Consider the following 21,676-nt stretch of genomic DNA (forward strand, 5'->3'; position numbering starts at 1 on the left):
TCAGTCGCCGCTGCTTCACGCTGAGCTTCCAGGCCCCAAAGCGAAATGAGCGCTGCTCTCTGGTTCGCGGACTAGAAATGCGCTGACGTAGCGCTACTCGAATGCGGGCCAAGAATTCGCGCATCCCGAAAGGCTTGGGAATGAAATCGGTTGCGCCGAGCTCCAGTGCAACCACTTTTTCCGCCTCATCAAGCCGGTCGCCGCTGATCACTATGATAGGAACATCCGATTTTGTCGCCAGATTGCGGACGATCGCAAGTCCATCCTCCCGGCCTAGGTTAAGGTCAACAACCACGAGATCGACTGGCTCACGTGAAAGAACATAGTCAAACTGCTTGCTATCGTGGACTGCGGTTACCTTCAGGGCATGCATCGTGAGATACTCGGCGATGAGGCGCCGCATTGCGGCATCATCGTCAATGACAAGAACATGTTTCAACGGCACACCTTCAATCTTGAATCCCCTTGTCTAAACCTGTTGCCGAGCAACCCTGGGGCACCGACCCAGAACAGCTGCTCCTTGATACCACTCGCCGTTGCGTGCGGCCAATGTGAGGCCGTGCTCGTCCTGTTCCTTTCATCCCCAGCGAATTGACCGCACCAAGGCAGCCCGTGGCCACCAGACAGGTCCCAGCGCCGACATGACCCTGCCGTGTGGTCCTTCGCTTTTTCGCTTCGAGCTCCCCCGTTGGTGCAGGCCTGCCAATATCACTCAAGTTCGACCTCATGGATGCCAAGTTTCCTGCTATGCCCTTGCATCCTGGTCATCCTGGAGTTTGCGGACCTGGATCATCTCGATATCCTCCGGCTCGTGGATCCAGCTCGGACATGGTTGAGCAGCGCGGCGTTTGGCTTGATCGGAGAGGCGGTCGGCGGAAGAAGACCGTGATTCGCTGCAGCGGCCTTGTGCAAAATAGTGTGTCTCCTGCCAAGCCGGCTTCGTCCAAGGTGGCCGGCGGCCTCAAATGCTGTTCGGCGACCGGCAGGTCGCCGGTTGCGGTGAACGTCCGGGCTAACATTTCTCAGTTACTGCAACTCCTCCATCTTGAGCGTGTCACTATGCTTGTCCATTGCGCCGTCGGACTGCGTCAATGACGTGCGGTTATCTGCCGATGGGACTGTGCATGATCCACCCTTTGGCGGCGGCGGCCGAACAGCTGAACGAGGCTCGCACCAGGATGGGCTGCGCCGCCACGTCTTCCCAGTTGACCCTCGCCGCCGCGGATTTGCGCCTTCGAGCCAGCTTCGCGGACGAGCTCGCGTCTCAAGCAATGATCTGAGTATGCAGGGCCGCGCATGGCTGCTCTTTAAGGACCGGCAGCATACCGGCAAAGTTGGGCCGCTTTATCGCCTTAGTCGATTCCCCACGGTGATCCCGAGCCTGAACAAGCCCGCCAAGCTCCCCATTTTGTCCTTGGCTTGGCGCTGACAGAAGTACCGTCCATGACGCCAAAGTCGCGGCCCACACTCCAGGAGCAACGGACGGCCGGGACGAGCAATCCTGTACAGGAGTCATTGTACCAAGATGCTCCGGATGTCGCTGGCTGATCGGGCCCGCGCCACCCACGCATGCGCAAGATGCTCACCACGCTGATACGAACACGGTCTTTGCTTCAATTGAAACCGAAAAGCTGAACTTGAACATCACACAGTAACAAACCTCCCCGATAAGCGCGTGCCGGACAGGGCCAGAACCCGTCCGGCGGCTTGGAAAGGTAGGTGATAGGGAATGTTTATTGCAGCTTGGCCGCTGGCCATCGTCCTGATGACATCCATGTCACTCCCAGCCGAGCCCGCGCCACTTTCTCCGCGTGAGTTCCGCAGCCTGTCGCGCAAATGCGCCCCCTGGGTTGCGCCGTCCACCCTGGCCGCGATTGCCAAGATTGAAAGTGGCTTTGAAACGCTGGTGGCTCATGACAACACCACAGGTGAGCAGCTTCGCTGGATAGACCACCTGGAAGCCACGCGGGGCATCAAGGAACGCCTCGAAGCACAACATTCTGTCGATGTTGGATTGATGCAGATAAACAGCAAGAACTTTGCCATGCTCAATCTCACGCCGGAAAGGGCTTTCGAGCCCTGCGCCTCGCTTTCGGCTGCCGCCCACCTGCTTGAAAGCCGGTATGCCGGCGGCACCACTGCTGTGGCACAGCAACTGGCGCTTCGCCGTGCCATCTCGGCCTATAACACGGGCGACGTCACGCATGGCTTCGCCAACGGTTATGTACGCAAGGTCGAGTCGGCCGCAAAGGACATCTCAAGTCTCCTTGAGAGAACGCTGGAGCCGACTGCTCGAGATATGCCGCACCTTGAGGCACCCGGTCGGAAAGCCGTGCCGCCTCTGCTCCAGCAGAGCCAACAGGCCAATAGAAAGAAGCAGCCCAACCAAGATTCTTGGGACATCTGGGGCTCGTATCAGCCAGACCGCTCCGGGGCCGATCCCTCCGATCCGACAGGCAGCCAGGCTGCGAAAGCACGGGAACCCTCGAACCCGAACAAACTCGTATTCGATTGAAACATGGAGATGCAATGATGACGCCACTCAAGATACTTCGTGCGCTTAAAACGCGTGTTCCTTCGCCTTTTTCCATGCTGCGCATGGCGGCTGAATATGTACCGGCCGCTGCTGCAGGCGCGGCGTGGACGGTCTTCTACAGCGGGCCAGCCGCGGCTCAGGTGACCGGAGGGACGGATCCTGCCAAGATGGTCCAGAATATCTGCACGTTCATACTTGGCCCCTTTGGACAATCACTGGCCGTGCTCGGGCTCGTAGCCATCGGTATCTCTTGGATGTTCGGTCGTGCTTCACTTGGCCTGGTTGCGGGTGTCGTTGGAGGGATCGTCATCATGTTCGGGGCCAGCTTCCTGGGCAAGGCGCTCATAGGCGGCGGCTGATGAGCGACCGGTTGGAAGTGAGCACCCTCTATGTGGCGGCGACGCGCCCCGCACTGTTTCTGGGGGTGCCGCTGACGCTGGCCGGATTGCTCATGATGTTGGCTGGGCTTGTTATCATTATCCTTCAGAACCCGCTCTACGAAATCGTTCTCGTGCCACTCTGGTTCGGAGCACGGCTGGTTGTTGAGCGTGACTATAACGCGGCAAGCGTCGTGCTGCTCTATTTGCAGACGGCCGGCAGAAGCGTGGACGGGCCGGTCTGGGGAGGCGCAAGCGTCAGCGCCAATCCGATCAGAGTGCCGAAACGCGGAAGAGGAATGCTGTAATGTTCGGCGCCAGCGGCCGGACCGAGAGGTCTGGCGAGATCTACCTTCCGTATGTTGGTCACGTAAGCGATCAGGTTGTCCTTCTGGAAGACGGATCGATCATGGCCATGGCACATGTGAACGGTGTGCCCTTTGATTTGGAAGACGCTGAGATGCGCAACTCGCGCTGCCGCGCGTTCAACACTCTCTTGCGCAACATCGCCGATGACAATGTCTCGATATACGCTCATCTTGTGAGACACAACGATGTGCCGGCGCCGGCGCCGCGCCAGTTTCAAAGTGCATTCGCTGGCAGTCTGAGCGAGGCCTACGAGCGTCGTGTGCTGTCGGGAAAGCTCTTTCGCAACGATCACTTCCTCACTTTGATCGTGTCCCCCCGCACCGCAATCGGCAAGATCGGCTTGCGGATTGCCAAGTCCCGCAGACGGAATGAGCACGATCTAGCCACCCAAATGCGGAGCCTGGAAGACCTCTGGCACATCACTGCTGGCGCACTCGGCGGTTACGGTCTGCGCCGGTTGGGCATTCGTGAGAAAGGCAACGTGCTCTTCACGGAAATCGGCGAGGCGCTTCGGCTCATGATGACTTGCCGGTTTCTTCCGGTTCCGATGGTTACCGGCTCACTTGGCGCCTCGATCTACACTGACCAGGTCATCTGCGGGAAGCGGGCGCTTGAGATTCGAAGGCCCGGGGATAGCTCCGTCGGATCATTGTTTTCGTTCCGTGAATATCCGGCGACGACGCGGCCGGGCATGCTAAATTCCTTGCTGTCCGCCAACTTCCCGCTTGTCCTGAGCCAGAGCTTTTCCTTCCTCACTCGCCCACAAGCTCATGCCAAACTAAGCCTTAAGTCCAGCCAGATGACGAGTGCCGGCGACAAGGCTCTCACCCAGATCAATGAACTTGCCGAGGCAGAGGACGCACTGGCAAGCAACGAATTCGTGATGGGTTCGCATCATCTGAGCCTGTGCGTCTATGCCGACAGCCTCAATAGCCTTGCAGATCGCGCAGCAAGTGCCCGCGCACGGCTGGCCGACGCGGGCGCCGTTATCGTCCAAGAGGGCATCGGCATGGAGGCCGCATATTGGTCCCAACTTCCGGGGAACAACAGGTGGCGCACGCGCCCGGGGGCGATCACCTCACACAATTTTGCCGGGCTCGTCTCATTTGAGAACTTCCCAAGCGGTTCCAGTTCCGGCCACTGGGGCAATGCTGTTGCGCGCTTTCGCACAAACGGTGGAACTTCTTTCGACTACATCCCCCATGAGAATGACGTCGGCATGACGGCAATATTCGGGCCCGTTGGCAAAGGCAAGACGACGCTGATGACCTTTGTCCTCGCGATGCTTGAGCAAAGCTTGGTCGATCGCAATGGTGCGATCGTCTTCTTCGACAAGGATCGGGGTGGTGAACTGCTGGTGCGAGCCACGGGAGGGACATATCTTGCGTTGCGCAGAGGCGCTCCGAGCGGCTTGGCCCCTCTGCGTGGACTGGACAACACCTCCGCCTCCCGGGACTTTCTGCGCGAGTGGTTGATGGCCCTGATCGAGAGTGACGGCCGTGGTCCGATCTCGCCGGAGGAAAGCCGTCGGCTGGAACGCGGCATTGTTCGTCAGCTTTCGTTCGAACCCCCTATGCGCTCACTTGCGGGCCTGCGCGAATTCCTATTGCACAGCCCCTCCGAGGGCGCAGGAGCACGGCTGCAGCGGTGGTGTAGAGGGGGGGCGCTTGGATGGGCCTTTGACGGCGACGTGGACGAAGTAAGGCTGGATGCCTCCATTACGGGCTTCGACATGACGCAGCTCCTGGAATATGAGGAGGTCTGTGCACCGGCCGCCGCATACCTTCTGCATCGAGTGGGCGCTATCGTCGATGGTCGTCGGTTCGTCATGAGCTGCGACGAATTTCGATTCTATCTACTCAACCCCCAATTCTCGGCCGTTATCGACAAGTTCTTGCTCACGGTCCGCAAAAACAACGGCATGTTGATACTCGCAACGCAGCAGCCTGAACACGTTCTGGAATCGCCTCTCGGAGCTAGTCTCGTTGCGCAATGTATGACGAAAATTTTCTACCCATCACCGACGGCGGACCGCTCTGCGTATGTCGATGGCTTGAAGTGCACTGCGCAGGAGTTCGAGGCAATCCGCCAGGGAATGGCAATCGGCAGCCGCAAGTTTTTGCTCAAGCGCGATAGCGGGAGTATTGTTTGCGAATTCGATCTTGGGCAGATGCGCGAGTACGTAGCCGTACTCTCGGGGCGGGCCAACACAGTGCGCTTTGCCGACCAGCTTCGTAACCAGCACGGAGACGCCCCAAGTGGGTGGCTCGACAAGTTCATGGCCCGGTACCACGAAGTTCAAGACTGACGGAGGAATATTCATGAAATTTGCCAAACTTGCAGTAACGACCCTTGCTGCTTCCCTTCTGCTTCACGGACAGGCCCGTTCGCAATTTATCGTCAGCGACCCTGTAACAGAAACACAAGCGACCTTAACAGCGCTTTCCAATGCGGCGATCCTTGAGAGGTCAATCGAGACGCTCGCTACCACGATTGAAATGGTGACAATTCTAACGTCGTCATTCGCTGTCACGGGACTGCTAAGCTCACTTAACCAAGGAAATCACTACCCGTCGAGCAATAAGCTGGAGGAGCAGATGTTTGATGCTCGGGCGCCAGCTTCGATTATGGCCCGTAACATTGCGAAGGACCCAAATCGGATAGTCAACGGCACCGATTCAGAAGCGAAACTGTTACAGGGACAAATCGCCGGGGCCGCCAATGCCGCAGCTATTGCAGCCGACACTTTGGGCATGATGGACAAGCGCCTTAAGGATAACGCCGGCACGCTTGGTCAGCTTTCCCGCTCGGGAAATATTATGCAGGCCACCGTGACCAACGGTCTGGTCCTCAAGCAGATTCACGATGCGATGATCCAAAATGTCCAGGCCACGAGTCTGCTGACAATGGCCACTGCACAAGGGAGCCTTCACGCCGTGGAGGAGGCCGCCACGCAGCGTCGCGAACATCAGGACACCGCTAATATGTTTAGCATCCTCCCGTAAACCACACAGAGTTCATCAGGCTCAGCTGCGCTGATCAGGGACACATCAGGCTCACGCCATGAATTTCAAAATTCCCGCGCCATTCACGACTATACACACGATCTTTCATGGGGCCTTCACGTCCGGGCTGCACAAAGTGCTTGAAAACGTGCAAGCGGCGGTCAGTGCGCCTCTGGTTGCGTGTGTCACGCTCTGGATAATAATCCAAGGCTGTCTGGTCATGCGTGGTCAAGTCGATGCGCGCGGGGGTATCTCGCGCGTAATCATGGTGTCGATTGTCGTCGCCCTTATCTTAGGGCAGGCCAACTATCAGCAGTACATTGAAGCGCTCTTCGACGACACGATTCCGAGGTTGGCTCACGACATCAGTGGCAGCGACTTGCCCTTCATCGGAATCCCCCAGAAGCTCGATCTTATGTTTGCTTCAAGCCAGTATGTCTTTCAGCTGATTGCTTCCGAAATTGGGCCTATGAACGGCCAGGACATACTTGCTTTCGAGGGAGCGCAATGGATTTTCTACGGCGCGCTGTGGACAGCGTTCGAGATCTACGATGCCGTTGGAATTCTGACGAAGGTGCTCTTGACGATCGGCCCCCTGGTCCTTGTAGGCTACCTTTTTGATCACACTCGAGACATAGCCACCAGATGGATCGGCCAACTGCTCTCGTACGGGCTGCTGCTTCTCCTCCTCAACATCGTTGCAACGATAGTAATCGCTGCCGAAGCAGTCTCGCTGGCAGCCATGCTTTTGATGATCAAATTCTCGGGCACGACAGCAGCCAAGATCATCGGGCTTTACGAGCTCGACATGCTTTTCCTAGCTGGTGACGCTCTGATCGTCGCGCTTCCGACGATCGCCAGCAGCATCGCCGGTGGCTCTTGGGGAGGTGCGAACCGACCACTTAACAGCCTCAATCGCCACTTTGCCAAAACGGCGGGTGCTTAATCAATCGACAAGCTCGGTGCCAAAAACATGAAATATTGCCTACTTCTGTCAATCCTCGCTTTGGCCGCCTGCAAGACGAGCCATGGGCTTGCGACATGCGCGGGTGCCCCATTCCAACTGAACGTGGGACAATGGGAAACCACCCCTGAGGATCTTCAGGTCCAATGCGCGGAAGAGCCAAAGTGAAAGTTCCTGAACATGCCCTTCTGGTGGAGAGAGAAACGCTAGCCGCCCACTATAAGAAGGTGGAAGCGTTTCAAACTTCACGAGCGAAGTCTGCGCGGCGCCTGTCAAAGGCCCTGATAGCCTTTGCCGCAGCGGCGGTCCTAGGAAATGTTGCCCAGGCATTTACCATTGCTGCCATGGTCCCGTTGGCCAAGCTCGTACCTGTGTTCCTCTGGGTCCGGCCGGATGGGACCGTCGACAGCGAAGTGTCAGTCTCTCGACTGCCGGCAACCCAAGACCGAGCCGTCATAAATGCTTCGCTGTGGGAATATGTACGCCTGCGCGAGGGGTACACAGCAGATACAGCCCAATACGCCTATGACCTCGTATCCAGTTTCAGCGCGCCGGCTGTGCGACAGCAATATCAAGATTTCTTCAACTATCCGAATCCCACCTCGCCGCAAGTCACGGTCGGCAAACGCGGCAAGCTCGAGGTCGGGCATATTTCTTCAAACGACATCAGTCCGGACGTTCAACAGATCCGTTACAAACGTTCGCTTGTTGTCGATGGGCAGATGCCGATAGTGACCACCTGGACAGCTACCATCCGCTACGAGCGCTTGACGGGTCTGCCTGGGCAATCGAGGCTCACCAATCCGGGAGGTCTACTCGTCACTTCCTATCAAAGCTCGGAAGATAGCGTATCGAACCTGGGCTATGTGCAGCCATGACAAAAAGAGCGTTTCTGGCGCTGGTCTGTTCACTCTTCTTAACGATGGAAGCGTCAGCGGAAGACACACCACTTGCCGGCAAGCATGATGCGCGCATGCGCTACCTGGCTTACCGTCCTGACGAAGTGGTGCGCCTGTCTACCGCAGTGGGGGCAACGCTGGTTGTCACATTCGCGGCCAACGAGACAGTCGCAGCCGTGGCCGTTTCCAATAGCAAAGACCTGGCTGCGCTCCCGCGCGCCAACTATCTCTTTTTTAAGGCTAGCCGGATGCTCCCGCCGCAGCCGGTCGTCGTGCTGGCCGAGAGTGAGTCCGGTACACGGAGATACGTCTTCAGTATTTCAACGAGAGCGATGCCAAAACTCGATGAGCAGCAACCTGACCTATACTACAGTGTGCAGTTCACCTATCCTGCTGATGAGGCTGCTGCTCAGAGAAAGGACGCAGAAAGGCGCTCGATTCTTGGTCAGGCCCGGGCGAAAGTGCTGCGCGACGAGAGAGTTCAGGATTTGTTGAATCGGCCCGCCGCAACTACCAGTCCGGACGAAAGCAATTTTCACTACGTCGCAAAGGGCGATCGATCGCTGGCGCCGCTGGAAGTTTTCGATAATGGCTTTACCACCGTATTTGGCTTCGCAAGCAATTCCCGCATACCCTCCCTCTACATTATCAATCCCGACGGCAAGGAAGCCGCTGCCAATTACACGGTCAAAGGAGACTATGTTGAAGTATCCGCAGTCGCCCGGGAATGGCGTCTGAGAGATGGCAATACGGTCTTGTCCATTTTCAACAGGGCTTATGACCCTGTGGGACGAGCGCCAGGGACCGGTACAGTGACACCCGACGTGTGGCGCGTTTTGAAAGGCCCGGCCGATGAATGAAACCGGCCCACAGTCGGGACATGATGTCCATGCCTCAGGATCGATGGTCTCGGAGCCGGCCCGCCGGCATGTTTCGGGATTGCAGAAGTTGGCCGTCGCTGCTCTTGTTCTCATCTCATCTCTATCGCTCATCTGGCTCGGCGGTCGTCCCAGCACACAAGACGAGCCAACTCAGCCAAAACCTCCAATTGTCGCCGACGCCGAGCCATTCCGCCCCGTGCCGATTGAGATTGCTCCCGAAGCTCCAGCACCCGTACAGGCGGCGCAGGCAGGAGATTCTGCGCCATCCACGCCGCCTCCGACGCCAGCTGATCCGCCGCCGGAGGAAACACCAATTTTCGCCTACAGTGGCAGCGGTCAAATGCCCAACGACGGTCAGCGGAGCGAAGACAACCATAGGGATGCTCCCGCGACCTCGCATGAGATTTCAGACGCTGGCGATCTGACGGGGCGATTGAAACCAGATATACAGGAGCCAAGCCGGGCCACACTTTTGCCGCACCCTGATCTCGTGATTACCCAAGGAACGATAATTCCCTGCATTTTGCAAACGGCAGTCGACACAAATTTACCGGGTTATGTGAAGTGCGTCTTACCTAAAGACGTCCGCGGCGCCACCAACAACGTGGTGCTTTTGGATCGCGGGACGACCGTGATTGGCGAGATCCAGCGTGGTCTCCAACAGGGGGATGCGCGTGTCTTCGTGCTGTGGACGCGCATCGAAACGCCTGACCATGCCCTCGTTTCGCTAGCGTCGCCGGGCGCTGACGAGCTCGGCCGCTCCGGAATGCCTGGCACGGTGGATAATCACTTCTGGCAGCGCTTTGGCGGAGCAATGCTCATGAGCGTCATTCAAGGCGCGTTTCAGGCCGCCGGTCAATACGCTGGCAGCTCAGGTGGAGGAAGCGGCATCAACAGCTTCCAGAGCAACGCCGGACAAGCCGTTGACACGACCCTTAGAGCAACGATCAACGTTCCGCCAACTCTGAAGAAAAACCAGGGAGATGCTGTATCCATCTTTGTGGCTCGGGACCTCGATTTCTCAGATGTATACGATCTTAGACCGATCGCCGTGGCGCCAGCCCCCCAACATCGCCAACGCCGGAGAGACAACAATGCGACCGGAGGCTGACCCTCAATTGCGTTTGCTTCTCAACCCTGTTTTGAAATGGCTTGAGGAGCCAAGGACCGAAGAGGTCGCTATCAACCGGCCTGGGGAAGCCTTTGTCCGACAGGCCGGCGTTTTCACGAAACATCCGCTGCCGCTATCTTATGACGATCTGGAGGACATCGCGATCCTCGCTGGAGCGCTGCGCAAGCAAGATGTCGGACCGCAAAGCCCCCTCTGTGCGACTGAGCTGCCGAACGGAGAGCGGCTGCAGATCTGTTTGCCGCCCGCTGTTCCCTCAGGAACAATAAGCCTGACGATACGGCGTCCCTCAAGTCGTGTGACCGAACTCAAGGAAGTTTCTTCTCGCTACGAATACTCGCGTTGGAATCAATGGCGGTCACGAAAGGAGCGCCAAGAGCGGCAGGACGAAACGATTCTTCAGCACTACGACCATGGTGACTTGGAGCAATTTTTGCGAGCATGCGTTTGCGGGCGGCTCACGATGCTGCTTTGCGGACCTACTGGAAGCGGCAAAACGACAATGAGCAAGACTTTGATCAACGCTATACCCCCGCAAGAGAGGCTGATAAGTATCGAGGACACGCTCGAACTTGCAATCCCGCACGAGAACCATGTCCGGTTACTTTATCCGAAGGACCGAGCAAGCGTAGGTGCGGTGACAGCCGAGCAACTGTTGCAAGCCAGCTTGCGCATGCGCCCTGACCGAATATTGCTTGGCGAGATGCGCGATGATGCTGCTTGGGCCTACCTTAGCGAAGTCGTCTCCGGCCATGCGGGATCAATATCAACGATTCATGGGGCGGATCCGGTCCAAGGCTTTAAAAAGCTCTTTTCACTCGTCAAGAGCAGCCCGCAAGGAGCTGCTGTGGAAGACCACACGCTTCTTGACCTGCTGTCGGCTGCCATTGACGTCATTGTGCCGTTCAGTACCCACGGCGACGTGTATGAGGTGGGGGAGGTGTGGCTCGCCGCCGATGCCCGGCGACGCGGAGAGACAGTAGCCGACCTTCTTAACAAGCACTAAGGCTAGAGCACGTCGGGGATCGGTAAGTCGTTTGTGATACGATGGCGTAATTTGTTCAGATTGAACGTCCACTTTGATTTGAGGGAGGTGGATAATGGGAGGAGGACTGGGCGTAGACCTTCGGTCACAAGTCTGAAGTCTTCGGGCGCCCTATCGGCGCGGCAAGTTGCGGCACGATTCGACTGGGTGTATCGAGCGCGTCCGCTGAATTGCGCGGGCGACGCTCACCGAGCTGGTGCCGATGCCTGCTTCAAAAGCGGCATCGACACCCGGCAGTCGTACCCTTGATTTACCTAGCCGCGCTCAATGAGTGTCTTCAAAGCCGCCGAACGTGGTTCGGAATGACCGGTGGTAAATCGGGAAGTGCCATATAGGGAATCCTCCTGGTATTGCCTCCAGGGGGTCCTCTCAATGAACAAAGCCGCAACCTGCCCTTGCGACCTCAGCTGGATGTTGCGACGCAACCCATAGGAGGATCGATGCGCAGAGAAATCGCAGGCAGAGTCGGTGGCATTGTGGGCCCGCCGACCGACGGTTTCAGCCCGTCAACAGGTCTTCACGTGTTCCATCCCCGACTATTGCAGGCGTGCGGCTTGCATGCTCCCGCGATCACCCATCGGAAAGAGCGTTACGAACACTACGAAGAGTTGCGCGACTTCCGCTGTCGCCCCGGTCTTACAGCGGACGGTGACCTGTCCGACCTTGATAGGACGTGAAATGCGAACGCTGCTCATTGATCATCATGTGGATCTTACGCGCGCTGTGCGAGTTGCGCTCGGGGATAGCGGTTTTGCCGTTGATGTAGTTGGCAACCTGGAACAGGCATCGAGGGCATTTTGTTGCGCAACCTATGAAATTCTCCTGCTGGAGTTGGCTCTGCCAGATGGCGATGGCTTGGGCTGGCTGAGACAGCTAAGGAGCAACGGGCATTCAGTTCCAACCCTCATTATGAGTAGCATCAACGATCTCGAGAAGCGGATTGCAATTTTCAACGGTGGCGCGGACGACTTTCTGCTCAAGCCCGTCTCTTTCGATGAGCTCATCGCCAGAATGAGAGCCATTCTGCGCCGGTCGACACAGGTGACCGACCCCATCGTTGTATTTGGCAATCTCAATTTCGATCCGATCGGCCGACAGGTTTCCGTCTCGGGTCATCCTCTGAAGATCGCACGCCGCGAACTATGTATTTTAGAGCATCTGCTTATCCGTGCAGGCCGCATCGTGCCTCGTGCGCAGTTGGAAGATCACCTCTATTCGTTCAACGACGAGGTATCTGCCAACGCGCTTGAAGTCGGAATCTATCGCTTACGTGGACACCTGAGAAGGTCAGGTGCAACGCCACGTATCACGACCATGCGCGGCATTGGTTACATTCTTGAATTGACTGAGGCGGCATCCGCATAGTTGGTCTAAATTGAAAGAACAGACTGCCTGCCCGTCGTCAGGGTGAGCTTGTGGCCATAATGGACATCGCGGCCGCCCTTGACGATGGTGTCGGCATGCGGTTCGAACGGCTCTGTCGCAAACCTTTTTGTAAGCGAGCATGGCAAGAAAAACGCCTCAGTTGTGGAGGAGCACGTGATGTTCAAGGGCCGCCATTTCGACCAGGCTATCGGCTTCAAGTCGCATGCGAACGACGTGGTTATCCTCTCCGGCATCGAGATGATCCACATGATGGGCAAGCGACGGCGAGGTATGCCTACAAGGCTGTCGATCGCTGTTTCGATCTCCTCGCTGCCTGACGCACAGGCCGAAATGGCCGTTCACAACCCCATTTCCAGGTTTGCGACAGAGCCTTTTGTCGGCGTTGCCGGCTTCGAAGGGCCGGTGCGCGCCGAGCGGATCAAGATCACCCCCCGGCCACCTTGCTGCGGCCACTCGCCGAGTACGAAGCGGCGGCCGGAGGGAGCTGGTGATGACGACCCTAGATCATGACCTGCTGATCGCAATCCTGGATCGGCTGAAGTTGACGGCGATCCGCGACCAGCTCGACACGCTCATGTCGAGCAAGATCGCGCAGTTCCCGTTTGTCCGCGAACTCGACGGCTTCGGCTTCGACGCGCAGCCATCGGTCTGCTTCAGCCAAACGTATTCATAGGTATGGGACAGGCTGCTATGTCCGCCACCCACGCCTGCTCCGAGGCCCTCCAGGGCAATGGTCTGAGACCTGGGCTCAAGCCCTTCGGCGAGGAGGATGAGACGCCGCTGGAGCTCGGGTGCAAGCGCTGCCACGCCCGCTCCGAGGCCCCACAAGGCCGTAGCGCAGTCGTCGGGGTCACGAGGCCCCTCGGCCACGACGACGAGACGCTGCTGGAGCCCGGTTGCAAGGGCTGCCACAGATGGCCTGAACCTGAATCCGCCTTTCTTGAGGCGTTGTGACTATCATCGCGGCGACACGCAGCTCTTGATTTGTGTGCGAAATCCTCAGCAGATCCATCGGGCTGAGCCGCTCAGCAATATCAACGAGAATGTCCAGCGGCAGATCAAGGATACTCAGAGGAGGAAACGCTCTTGAGGCTCAGAGCGCGTCTGCTCCACTATAGATCAGGATGATTCACCGGGTCCTTCAACGCCAGCCGCCGGTTCCGATGAGAGAATTGTCCCTGATATCACGCTCGATGGAGTTAAATGGCGAGATGGGCGCCTTGCCACGCTCCTCAATGCCCCTCATGATTCACCGCCTATAGCTACCAACTGAATGAATCATCGTGATTGTCGCGCAGCGGAATCCTCAAGGATCGGGCAGTTCGTAGGGGGCGCCGGTTTGACCAGGTTGAGCCCGCGAATTGCTCGATCGGACAAGATCCTAATTCTCGACCATGCGGTGAGGCTCGAACGAGATCCTCGGGACGCACTCCAGGGTTTCGATCATGTTCGGCACACAAGGAAAGGGCGGCATTGCTGCCGCCCCGTCCGCTGTAAGTTGATAGGGGCTGGATTAAAAATCCATACCGCCCATCCCGCCCATGCCGCCCATACCGCCGCCGCCCATGCCGCCAGGCATGCCGCCGCCAGCTGACTCCTTCTTCGGAGCCTCCGCGATCATGGCTTCGGTGGTGACGAGCAGGCCGGCGACCGAGGCCGCGTCCTGGAGGGCAGTGCGAACGACCTTGACCGGATCGACGATACCCATGGCGATCATGTCGCCATATTCGCCGGTCTGGGCGTTGTAGCCGTAGGTCGCGCCCTTGTTGTCGAGGATCTTGCCGGCAACGATCGAAGCTTCCGCACCTGCGTTCGAAGCGATCTGACGGGCCGGAGCCTGCAGTGCACGGCGAACGATGTTGATGCCGGCAGCCTGGTCGGCATTGACGCCGGTGACCTTGATGTTGGCCGAAGCGCGCAGCAGTGCGACGCCGCCGCCTGCAACGATGCCTTCTTCCACGGCCGCACGGGTCGCGTTGAGGGCGTCATCGACGCGGTCCTTCTTTTCCTTGACTTCGACTTCCGTCGCGCCGCCGACGCGGATCACCGCAACGCCGCCGGCGAGCTTCGCCAGACGTTCCTGCAGCTTCTCCTTGTCGTAATCCGACGTGGTCTCTTCGATCTGCTGCTTGATCTGGGCAACGCGGCCCTGGATCTCGTCCTTCTTGCCGGCGCCGTCGACAATGGTGGTGTTCTCCTTGGAGATCGACACCTTCTTGGCGCGGCCGAGCATGTTGAGGCCGACATTCTCGAGCTTGATGCCGAGGTCTTCCGAAATGACCTGGCCACCGGTGAGGATGGCGATGTCTTCCAGCATGGCCTTGCGGCGATCACCGAAGCCCGGCGCCTTGACGGCGGCGATCTTCAGGCCACCGCGCAGCTTGTTGACGACCAGCGTGGCCAGAGCCTCGCCTTCGACGTCTTCCGAGATGATGAGCAGCGGCTTGGAGGTCTGCACGACGGCTTCGAGAACCGGCAGCATGGCCTGGAGGTTGGACAGCTTCTTCTCGTGCAGGAGGATGTAGACGTCCTCGAGCTCGGCAACCATCTTGTCGGCGTTGGTGACGAAGTAGGGCGAGAGATAGCCGCGGTCGAACTGCATGCCTTCGACGACTTCCAGCTCGGTCTCGGCGGTCTTGGCTTCTTCAACCGTGATGACGCCTTCATTGCCGACCTTCTGCATCGCTTCGGCGATCATCTTGCCGACCGACTCGTCGCCATTGCCGGCGATCGTGCCGACCTGGGCAACTTCCTCGGAGGTCTTGATCTTCTTGGCAGCGTTGCCGAGAGCCGCGACGACTTCGGTCACGGCCAGGTCGATGCCGCGCTTCAGGTCCATCGGGTTCATGCCGGCGGCAACCGCCTTGTTACCTTCCTGGACGATCGACTGCGCCAGAACGGTCGCGGTCGTGGTGCCATCACCGGCGATGTCGTTGGTCTTCGAAGCAACTTCGCGGATCATCTGCGCGCCCATGTTTTCGAACTTGTCGGAAAGTTCGATTTCCTTGGCGACGGTGACGCCGTCCTTGGTGATGCGCGGTGCGCCGAACGACTTATCGATGACGACGTTGCGGCCCTTGGGACCGAGGGTCACCTTCACCGCGTCGGCGAGGATGTTGATGCCGTGAAGCATGCGCTCGCGCGCGTCGCGGGAGAATTTTACGTCTTTGGCAGCCATTTTTTAGCTCCTGGCAGGGGCTTGCGATCAAGCCCGAAATTCAGTTGACGGTGAGGCCGATAATCAGCCGATGATGCCCATAATGTCGGATTCCTTCATGATCAGAAGGTCTTCGCCATTGAGCTTGACTTCGGTGCCCGACCACTTGCCGAACAGGATGCGGTCGCCGGCCTTGACGTCCAGCGGGACCAGCTTGCCGGCTTCGTCGCGAGCGCCGGAGCCGACGGCGATGATCTCGCCTTCCTGCGGCTTTTCCTTCGCCGTATCCGGGATGATGATCCCGCCGGCGGTCTTGGATTCGGATTCGACCCGGCGTACGACCACGCGGTCATGCAGCGGCCGGAAATTCGACTTTGCCATTTTTGGATTTCCTTGGTGCGGATGTTGAACGGTGCTCCGTTGCCGGAGCATGCCTAGCACTCAGCCGAAGCGAGTGCTAACGCGGCAATAGATAAGCCGCAGGCTCCTGCTAGTCAAGACGGAAGAGCAAAGAGCAAAGAGAAAAGAGAAGACAGCAAAGAGCAGCCAGCAAAGAGCGTGTAAGCATCGAGCCTTTTATGTGAACAATGTCGGGTATCCGACATATATGGGGCGGATCACCCTTTGTAATTGAGCTTTATTCAGATGGTACGATTGGTGCAACGGGTGTTGCATTTGAACTCATCCAGAGGCTCGCACGGGTCGTGCTGCGTCAGCTTGGTCATGTCGAGCTTCAGAAGGCCATTTTTTGGCATTGGTTCTGTTGCTCCTATTGCCATTCATGACCAATCCTGCGCGCGTGAGCCGGCCGGCTAGATTCCAACCACGAGAGCGCCGCCGCTGAGACCCGCACCCGCCGCCGCCAGAAGGATTTTCTCTCCTGGCTGGAATGGCTTCATCTGGTTGGCGAGCGAGAGCGACAGCGGGACCGTCGCGGCCGAAGAGTTGCCGTATTCGGCAATCGTCTTGACAATTGCTTGGTCCGCAATGCCGAGGTTTCTTCCGACCGCGCCGAAAATCCGAGTATTGGCCTGATGCGGCACAAACCGGCCGACATTGTGTGGCCGCACTCCCGCAGTGGCTAGCGCGGCTGTCGAGCAATCGGTCATCATCTCGACGGCCTTTGCGAACACTTCGGGCCCGTCGGTCATCGTCATCCGGGTCTGCCCGAGGTCGAGGTCGCCATGGAACGGCGTGTTGCTTCCTCCTGCGGGAATCTGGATCAGCCCGTAGCGCGAGCCGTCCGAAGCTACCGAGGCACCGAGAATGCCCCGATCAGCATCATCGCACTGACCGATCACCAGGGCGCCGGCGGCATCGGCGAACAAGGCTGAGCTCGCGCGCTCGGCTGGATTGATGCGGCGGCTGAGGATGTTGGCGGCGATGACCAGCGCTGGTTTGCCATGCAGGCGGGTGAACCCGTCCGCAAACATGAGCGCATAGATGAAGCCGGCGCAGGCGCCGGTCAGATCGACCGCGCCTGCGCGGCCAAGGCCAAGCTTGTGTGCGACCAGCGGCGCGCTTGGCGGCAGAAGATGGTCGGGCGTCGAGGTGGCAAGCAACAGCAGACCGATGTCGTGGCGCGCAATACCGGCGTTCACCAGCGCCATGTCGCCAGCCCGGGTGGCAAGACCCGACAGCGTGTCTTCGTCCGTTGCCCAGAAGCGCGAACGGATTCCGGTACGCCTTTCGATCCAGCCCGGCTCGAGGCCGAGATTGCTCTCGATCTCGGCATTGGCCACCTTGCGCCCAGGCACGTGATGGCCAAGTCCGAGAATGCGCGACGACTTGCTCATGGCCTTGACCCGAAGCGTTCCCCAGCCTCCTCGATGGCGTCATAGAGTCGTTCGAGCTCGTCGCCTGCGATGCAATAGGGTGGCAGAAGGTAGAGGACATTGCCGAGCGGGCGCACAAGCAGGCCGCGCTCGAGGAAGAAAGCGCGCAGCTTCGGACCAATCTCGGCGAGATAACCTGCTGAACCGGTTCGCAGGTCGAGCGCCGCGATCGTTCCCGTGGCTCGACAGTCGACAAAATATGGATTGTCCCGAAAGCGTTGCAGCCCGACGGCCTGCATCACGCTCAAGGCCGTGATCCGCCCGGCCACTGGCTCGTCGCGCCAGATCTCGACATTGGCGAGTGCTGCCGCACAGGCAATCGGATTGGCGGTGTAGGAGCTCGAATGGAAAAACGTCTTCTTCCGGTCCTCGGAATAGTGCGCCCGGAAGATGGCATCGGTGACAAGCGTTACGGCCAGCGGGATGGTGCCGCCGGTCAAGCCTTTGGAGGTGCACAGGATATCTGGAGAAATCGATGCCTGCTCGCAGGCGAACATGGTTCCGGTGCGTCCCCAGCCGGTCATCACCTCGTCGGCGATCAGCAGCGAGCCGGAGGCCTCAGTGATCTTCTTCAATTCGGCCAGAACCGATGCTGGATACATCAGCATGCCGCCGGCGCCCAGCACCAGCGGCTCGACGATCAAGGCTGCGGCTCGTCGATCGCGGGTCACAGCCTCGAAACGATCCAGCGTCTCCTGCTCGTGCCCCGCGGCCGGAAAGGGGATGATGTCGACCTCGAACAGCAAGGGTTCATAGGCGGCGTTGAACACGCCACGCGCACCGACGCTCATCGTTCCAATCGTGTCACCATGATAGCTGTGCTCCATGACGACGATGCGCGAGCGCGGCGCGCCGATGTTGCGGAAATAACCGAGCGCCATCTTCAGCGCGACTTCGACTGAGGTCGAGCCACTGTCGGAATAGAACACCCAGTCGAGTCCAGCGGGAGCGAGGCCGACAAGCGCCTTGGCCAAGCGCTCTGCCGGCTCGTGCGTGAAGCCCGCAAAGATAATCTGGTCGAGGCTCGACGCGGTTGTCTCGATTGCCTTCATGATGCGGGGATGGCGGTGGCCATGTGTGACGACCCACCAGGAGGAGATGGCGTCCAGGATGCGGGCGCCGTCGGCCCTGTGGAGATAGGCGCCCTCAGTCAGGACGATTTCTGGGATCGCAGGCTCGAGTGCGTGCTGGGTGAAGGGATGCCACACATGAGACTGCGACATCAGTCACCTCCAGTAATCGAGGCGAAGGCGAAGCCGGCAACCATTGCGTCCCTCAGTGTTTTGCCCGTCAGCACATCGAGGTGCGGCAGCCTGCCGAGCTGCGGGGCACCGCTGAATTCCACGATGGTCCGTTGCGTATCGGCCATCTCATCGCCGATGAAAGCGATGCCCGCCAACGGGATGGAGCGGGCGCGGAGCGCCTCGACCGATAGCAAGGTGTGGTTGATGGTGCCGAGTGTGGTGCGGGCGCACAGAATAACGGGCAGCCGCCATTCAGCGAAGATGTCGATTAACCTTGTGCGCCGGTTGAGCGGCACCATTAGGCCGCCGGAGCCTTCGATGACGAGCGCCGTCGGTAGGACGGGAAAAGCAAGATCGGCAGCCTTGATCGCCACGCCGTCGATCTCGGCCGAACGATGCGGCGACAGCGGGCTCCGCAAGCGGTAGGCTTCCGGCAGCACGCGCTCTGAGGGCAAGCCGGCAAGCCGCGCGACAACCTCGCTGTCGGTCTCGCCGTCGAGGCCCGATTGCACCGGTTTCCAGTAAAAGCCGTCCAGCAAACCGGCGAGCCCAGCCGCAAACACGGTCTTGCCAACTCCGGTATCCGTTCCGGTGATGACGATGCGTTGGGTCATATCGCCTCCGGTGATGTTTCGGCCAACACCTCGACCAGCGCCTCGACCATGGCGGAAAAGTCGGCTTCGCCAATATTGAGCGTCAGTGAGATGCGCAGCCGCGACGTGCCCTCGGGCACGGTCGGAGGACGAACGCCGCGTATGTCGAAGCCGCGGGCCTGCAGGCGCGCCGCCACTGCCATGGTGCGCCTGACATCGCCGATTACTAAGGGCTGGATCTGAGAGCCACTTGGTGTCACACCCCAGCGATTGACCAACCGGCCGGCGCTGGCGACGCGTTCATGCAGCTGAACACGCCGCATAGGCTCGTCGGCGAGCATTGCGAGTGCCTCGCGCGCCACGACCGCCATCAGTGGCGATGGCGCGGTTGCGTAGATGAATGGCCGGCAACGGTTGATCAGATATTCGCACAGTGCCCTCGGCCCGGTGACGAGCCCACCAGATGCGCCGAGCGCCTTGCCGCAGGTGTGGAGCGCTATGATGTTGTCGCGGCCCTCGAAAGCGGCGGCAAGCCCCCGGCCATCCGGTCCCCAGACGCCGGTGGCATGCGCCTCATCAATGACGATGAATGCGCCGTGCCGATCGGCAAGTGCGACCAGGCTCTCCAAAGGCGCGCAGTCGCCATCCATGCTGTAAAGGCTTTCCACCGCGATCCAGACGCATCCCATGCCGCCTGCGACGCGCCAACGTGTAATCGCATCCTCGACAGCGGTGGCGTCGTTGTGCGCGGCCAGCACGAACTGTGCGCGCCCGGCCTGCGCACCCTCATGCATGCTGGCATGGGCGAGCTCATCGACAACCAAAAGATCGCCCTTCTGCGGCAGGGCGCTCAGCAGAGCGAAGTTGGCGATGTAGCCGCTGCCGAAGAACAGCGCGCGGTCGGCTCCAAAGAATGCCGCCGCGTCTGCCTCGAGCTGCTCGTGTTCCGGTGCATTGCCGCGCAACAGCCGCGACCCGGTGGCGCCAACCGGCGTGCCCCGCGCAATCGCCGCCACAACCGCATCGCCAAGTCTTCTGGACGCGGCCAGCCCGAGATAGTCGTTCGACGAGAAGTCCAGCCCGGCGCGGGGCGAAAGCGTCCGCAGCCGGTCCTTGCGCGCTAGCCCCTGCAAGGTCGCATCATAACGGGCAAGCGGCGCCCCGTTCATTGCGCCTCGAGTTCCATCGGATCGATGCCAAGGCGCCGGAACAGCAGGGTATCCTTGTCCTCACCGGGATTGTCCGCCGTCAGCAGCGTGTCGCCGAAGAAGATCGAGTTGGCGCCGGCAAAAAAGCACAGCGCCTGCATCTCGTCAGTCATCGCGGTGCGGCCGGCGGACAGACGGACATGCGATTTCGGCATCATGATGCGCGCCAGCGCGATCACGCGCACGAATTCGATCGGCTCAATGGGCTTGGCGTCTGCAAGCGGCGTACCGGCGATCGGGATCAGCATGTTGATCGGAACGCTTTGCGGATGTTCCGGCAGATTGGCCAGCGTCACCAGCATGTCGATCCGGTCCACCGGCTCCTCGCCCATGCCGACAATGCCTCCACAGCAGACCTTGATGCCGGATTTGCGAACGTGGTCAAGCGTCTCGAGCCGCTCGGCAAAGCTCCGCGTACCGATGATCTCGCTATAGTAGCGTTCTGACGTATCGATGTTGTGGTTGTAGTAGTCGAGGCCCGCCTGCTTCAGTCGAGCGGCTTGCTCAAGATCGAGCATGCCGAGTGTCATGCAGGTCTCCAGGCCCAGCGCCTTGACGCCTTCGACCATCGCCACCACCGCATCCATGTCGCGCGCCTTGGGGTTTCGCCAGGCCGCGCCCATGCAATAACGGGTGGCGCCGGCATCACGCGCCTTGGTCGCTTCGGCGATGACGCGCCTGACATCCATCAGCTTGGACGCCTCCAACCCGGTTTCGTGACGCGCCGACTGGCTGCAATAGCCACAATCCTCCGGGCATCCTCCGGTCTTGATGCTGAGCAGCCGGCTGAGCTGGACCTTGTTTGGATCGAAATTCTGGCGGTGCACCGTTTGCGCCAGGAAGAGGAGATTGTTGAAGGGGGCATGGTAAAGTGCCTGAGCCTTCTCCAAGGTCCACGCTCCAGGGTCAGGGGGGTCAAGAGATTTGGCCTGTGGCGGTGTCTGCGTTGAACTTGCCGTTTGCATCTCCATGCTGTTCCTCCGGTCTGTCTTGCGGGTCTTTGCTATCTGACTATGATGATCGGAAAGGACAGTTGACCCAATCCTGT

The 21,676-nt window shown here is 59.4% G+C and carries 20 protein-coding genes and 2 pseudogenes; 14 read left to right on the forward strand and 8 right to left on the reverse strand.

The features are described from left to right. A pseudogene (gene virG, locus NKI96_RS30690) lies at positions 1–439 on the reverse strand (two-component system response regulator VirG); the annotation flags it as partial. 1,290 nt (positions 440–1,729) lie between these two features. Between virG and NKI96_RS30695 the strand changes: the two are divergent. The 14 genes and pseudogenes from NKI96_RS30695 to NKI96_RS30765 form a co-directional block, all read left to right on the forward strand. After that, on the forward strand, positions 1,730–2,515 hold the full coding sequence (locus NKI96_RS30695; protein ID WP_023708088.1) for a type IV secretion system lytic transglycosylase VirB1: 786 nt from the start codon (positions 1,730–1,732) through the stop codon (positions 2,513–2,515). 74 nt (positions 2,516–2,589) lie between these two features. Continuing rightward, positions 2,590–2,895 carry a pilin major subunit VirB2 gene (gene virB2 / locus NKI96_RS30700; RefSeq protein WP_023673707.1) on the forward strand — a complete coding sequence of 102 codons (306 nt, stop codon included), beginning with the start codon at positions 2,590–2,592 and terminating at the stop codon, positions 2,893–2,895. Further along, positions 2,895–3,221, forward strand: coding sequence for a type IV secretion system protein VirB3 (locus tag NKI96_RS30705; RefSeq protein WP_023694987.1), 327 nt, complete (start codon positions 2,895–2,897; stop codon positions 3,219–3,221). Before virB2 ends, NKI96_RS30705 begins: the two co-directional genes overlap by 1 nt. Further along, on the forward strand, positions 3,221–5,590 hold the full coding sequence (gene virB4, locus NKI96_RS30710; protein ID WP_023685155.1) for a type IV secretion/conjugal transfer ATPase VirB4: 2,370 nt from the start codon (positions 3,221–3,223) through the stop codon (positions 5,588–5,590). The genes NKI96_RS30705 and virB4 overlap by 1 nt, the downstream gene beginning before the upstream one ends. 13 nt (positions 5,591–5,603) lie before the next feature. Beyond that, positions 5,604–6,287 carry a TrbJ/VirB5 family protein gene (locus NKI96_RS30715; protein ID WP_023673704.1) on the forward strand — a complete coding sequence of 228 codons (684 nt, stop codon included), beginning with the start codon at positions 5,604–5,606 and terminating at the stop codon, positions 6,285–6,287. A 58-nt stretch (positions 6,288–6,345) separates the two neighbouring features. Continuing rightward, on the forward strand, positions 6,346–7,233 hold the full coding sequence (locus NKI96_RS30720) for a type IV secretion system protein (RefSeq protein ID WP_023673703.1): 888 nt from the start codon (positions 6,346–6,348) through the stop codon (positions 7,231–7,233). Positions 7,234–7,260: 27 nt separating this feature from the next. Continuing rightward, the gene (locus tag NKI96_RS30725) at positions 7,261–7,419 is read left to right on the forward strand and encodes a type IV secretion system lipoprotein VirB7 (protein WP_081731658.1); all 159 of its coding nucleotides are present in this window, start codon (positions 7,261–7,263) and stop codon (positions 7,417–7,419) included. Continuing rightward, positions 7,416–8,129: a type IV secretion system protein VirB8 gene (locus NKI96_RS30730; protein WP_023685154.1), complete on the forward strand. Its 714-nt coding sequence runs from the start codon at positions 7,416–7,418 to the stop codon at positions 8,127–8,129. The genes NKI96_RS30725 and NKI96_RS30730 overlap by 4 nt, the downstream gene beginning before the upstream one ends. After that, a complete protein-coding gene (locus NKI96_RS30735) occupies positions 8,126–9,010 on the forward strand; it encodes a TrbG/VirB9 family P-type conjugative transfer protein (protein WP_023673701.1) in 885 nt (294 codons plus the stop codon). Before NKI96_RS30730 ends, NKI96_RS30735 begins: the two co-directional genes overlap by 4 nt. Next, positions 9,003–10,142 (forward strand): type IV secretion system protein VirB10, encoded by a 1,140-nt coding sequence (virB10, locus tag NKI96_RS30740; protein ID WP_023708086.1) that lies wholly within the window; start codon positions 9,003–9,005, stop codon positions 10,140–10,142. Before NKI96_RS30735 ends, virB10 begins: the two co-directional genes overlap by 8 nt. Beyond that, complete coding sequence (gene virB11 / locus NKI96_RS30745; protein WP_023673699.1) at positions 10,126–11,166, forward strand: P-type DNA transfer ATPase VirB11; 1,041 nt, start codon at positions 10,126–10,128, stop codon at positions 11,164–11,166. The genes virB10 and virB11 overlap by 17 nt, the downstream gene beginning before the upstream one ends. A 717-nt stretch (positions 11,167–11,883) precedes the next feature. Then, a complete protein-coding gene (locus tag NKI96_RS30750) occupies positions 11,884–12,570 on the forward strand; it encodes a response regulator (RefSeq protein WP_023673698.1) in 687 nt (228 codons plus the stop codon). A gap of 177 nt (positions 12,571–12,747) precedes the next feature. Continuing rightward, positions 12,748–13,101 (forward strand): hypothetical protein, encoded by a 354-nt coding sequence (locus NKI96_RS32635; protein WP_502900313.1) that lies wholly within the window; start codon positions 12,748–12,750, stop codon positions 13,099–13,101. Further along, a pseudogene (locus NKI96_RS30765) lies at positions 13,082–13,240 on the forward strand (ATP-binding protein); the annotation flags it as partial. The gene NKI96_RS32635 and the pseudogene NKI96_RS30765, both read left to right, overlap by 20 nt. An 864-nt stretch (positions 13,241–14,104) precedes the next feature. Here the strand turns inward: NKI96_RS30765 and groL are convergent. The 7 genes from groL to bioB all read right to left on the reverse strand — a co-directional run bounded on the left by groL (position 14,105) and on the right by bioB (position 21,599). Continuing rightward, positions 14,105–15,769: a chaperonin GroEL gene (gene groL, locus NKI96_RS30775; protein ID WP_286460910.1), complete on the reverse strand. Its 1,665-nt coding sequence runs from the start codon at positions 15,767–15,769 to the stop codon at positions 14,105–14,107. A gap of 63 nt (positions 15,770–15,832) precedes the next feature. Next, positions 15,833–16,129, reverse strand: a complete 297-nt coding sequence (gene groES / locus NKI96_RS30780) for a co-chaperone GroES (RefSeq protein ID WP_019863563.1) — start codon at positions 16,127–16,129, stop codon at positions 15,833–15,835. Positions 16,130–16,560: 431 nt separating this feature from the next. Next, entirely contained in the window at positions 16,561–17,544 is a 984-nt protein-coding gene (gene bioZ, locus NKI96_RS30785) for a 3-oxopimeloyl-[acyl-carrier-protein] synthase BioZ (protein ID WP_023694886.1), read from the reverse strand. After that, complete coding sequence (locus NKI96_RS30790) at positions 17,541–18,806, reverse strand: adenosylmethionine--8-amino-7-oxononanoate transaminase (protein WP_023694887.1); 1,266 nt, start codon at positions 18,804–18,806, stop codon at positions 17,541–17,543. The genes bioZ and NKI96_RS30790 overlap by 4 nt, the downstream gene beginning before the upstream one ends. Continuing rightward, positions 18,806–19,441 (reverse strand): dethiobiotin synthase, encoded by a 636-nt coding sequence (bioD, locus tag NKI96_RS30795; protein WP_352807600.1) that lies wholly within the window; start codon positions 19,439–19,441, stop codon positions 18,806–18,808. Before bioD ends, NKI96_RS30790 begins: the two co-directional genes overlap by 1 nt. Beyond that, the gene (locus NKI96_RS30800; RefSeq protein ID WP_352807602.1) at positions 19,438–20,589 is read right to left on the reverse strand and encodes an 8-amino-7-oxononanoate synthase; all 1,152 of its coding nucleotides are present in this window, start codon (positions 20,587–20,589) and stop codon (positions 19,438–19,440) included. Before NKI96_RS30800 ends, bioD begins: the two co-directional genes overlap by 4 nt. Further along, complete coding sequence (gene bioB / locus NKI96_RS30805) at positions 20,586–21,599, reverse strand: biotin synthase BioB (RefSeq protein WP_031203143.1); 1,014 nt, start codon at positions 21,597–21,599, stop codon at positions 20,586–20,588. Before bioB ends, NKI96_RS30800 begins: the two co-directional genes overlap by 4 nt. Positions 21,600–21,676 lie beyond the last annotated feature (77 nt).

This window comes from Mesorhizobium sp. M0292 (assembly GCF_040321695.1).
Taxonomy (GTDB): domain Bacteria; phylum Pseudomonadota; class Alphaproteobacteria; order Rhizobiales; family Rhizobiaceae; genus Mesorhizobium.

What these genes read in the sequence shown, in the direction of transcription:
- NKI96_RS30750 (WP_023673698.1), top strand. Translation starts at nt 11,884, where the DNA reads ATGCGAACGCTGCTCATTGATCATCATGTGGATCTTACGCGCGCTGTG.
- virB11 (WP_023673699.1), top strand. Translation starts at nt 10,126, where the DNA reads ATGCGACCGGAGGCTGACCCTCAATTGCGTTTGCTTCTCAACCCTGTT.
- bioD (WP_352807600.1), bottom strand. Translation starts at nt 19,441, where the DNA reads ATGACCCAACGCATCGTCATCACCGGAACGGATACCGGAGTTGGCAAG.
- NKI96_RS30800 (WP_352807602.1), bottom strand. Translation starts at nt 20,589, where the DNA reads ATGAACGGGGCGCCGCTTGCCCGTTATGATGCGACCTTGCAGGGGCTA.
- virB10 (WP_023708086.1), top strand. Translation starts at nt 9,003, where the DNA reads ATGAATGAAACCGGCCCACAGTCGGGACATGATGTCCATGCCTCAGGA.
- groL (WP_286460910.1), bottom strand. Translation starts at nt 15,769, where the DNA reads ATGGCTGCCAAAGACGTAAAATTCTCCCGCGACGCGCGCGAGCGCATG.
- NKI96_RS30725 (WP_081731658.1), top strand. Translation starts at nt 7,261, where the DNA reads ATGAAATATTGCCTACTTCTGTCAATCCTCGCTTTGGCCGCCTGCAAG.
- virB4 (WP_023685155.1), top strand. Translation starts at nt 3,221, where the DNA reads ATGTTCGGCGCCAGCGGCCGGACCGAGAGGTCTGGCGAGATCTACCTT.
- NKI96_RS30720 (WP_023673703.1), top strand. Translation starts at nt 6,346, where the DNA reads ATGAATTTCAAAATTCCCGCGCCATTCACGACTATACACACGATCTTT.
- virB2 (WP_023673707.1), top strand. Translation starts at nt 2,590, where the DNA reads ATGCTGCGCATGGCGGCTGAATATGTACCGGCCGCTGCTGCAGGCGCG.
- NKI96_RS30715 (WP_023673704.1), top strand. Translation starts at nt 5,604, where the DNA reads ATGAAATTTGCCAAACTTGCAGTAACGACCCTTGCTGCTTCCCTTCTG.
- NKI96_RS30735 (WP_023673701.1), top strand. Translation starts at nt 8,126, where the DNA reads ATGACAAAAAGAGCGTTTCTGGCGCTGGTCTGTTCACTCTTCTTAACG.
- NKI96_RS30695 (WP_023708088.1), top strand. Translation starts at nt 1,730, where the DNA reads ATGTTTATTGCAGCTTGGCCGCTGGCCATCGTCCTGATGACATCCATG.
- bioB (WP_031203143.1), bottom strand. Translation starts at nt 21,599, where the DNA reads ATGGAGATGCAAACGGCAAGTTCAACGCAGACACCGCCACAGGCCAAA.
- NKI96_RS32635 (WP_502900313.1), top strand. Translation starts at nt 12,748, where the DNA reads ATGTTCAAGGGCCGCCATTTCGACCAGGCTATCGGCTTCAAGTCGCAT.
- NKI96_RS30790 (WP_023694887.1), bottom strand. Translation starts at nt 18,806, where the DNA reads ATGTCGCAGTCTCATGTGTGGCATCCCTTCACCCAGCACGCACTCGAG.
- groES (WP_019863563.1), bottom strand. Translation starts at nt 16,129, where the DNA reads ATGGCAAAGTCGAATTTCCGGCCGCTGCATGACCGCGTGGTCGTACGC.
- bioZ (WP_023694886.1), bottom strand. Translation starts at nt 17,544, where the DNA reads ATGAGCAAGTCGTCGCGCATTCTCGGACTTGGCCATCACGTGCCTGGG.
- NKI96_RS30705 (WP_023694987.1), top strand. Translation starts at nt 2,895, where the DNA reads ATGAGCGACCGGTTGGAAGTGAGCACCCTCTATGTGGCGGCGACGCGC.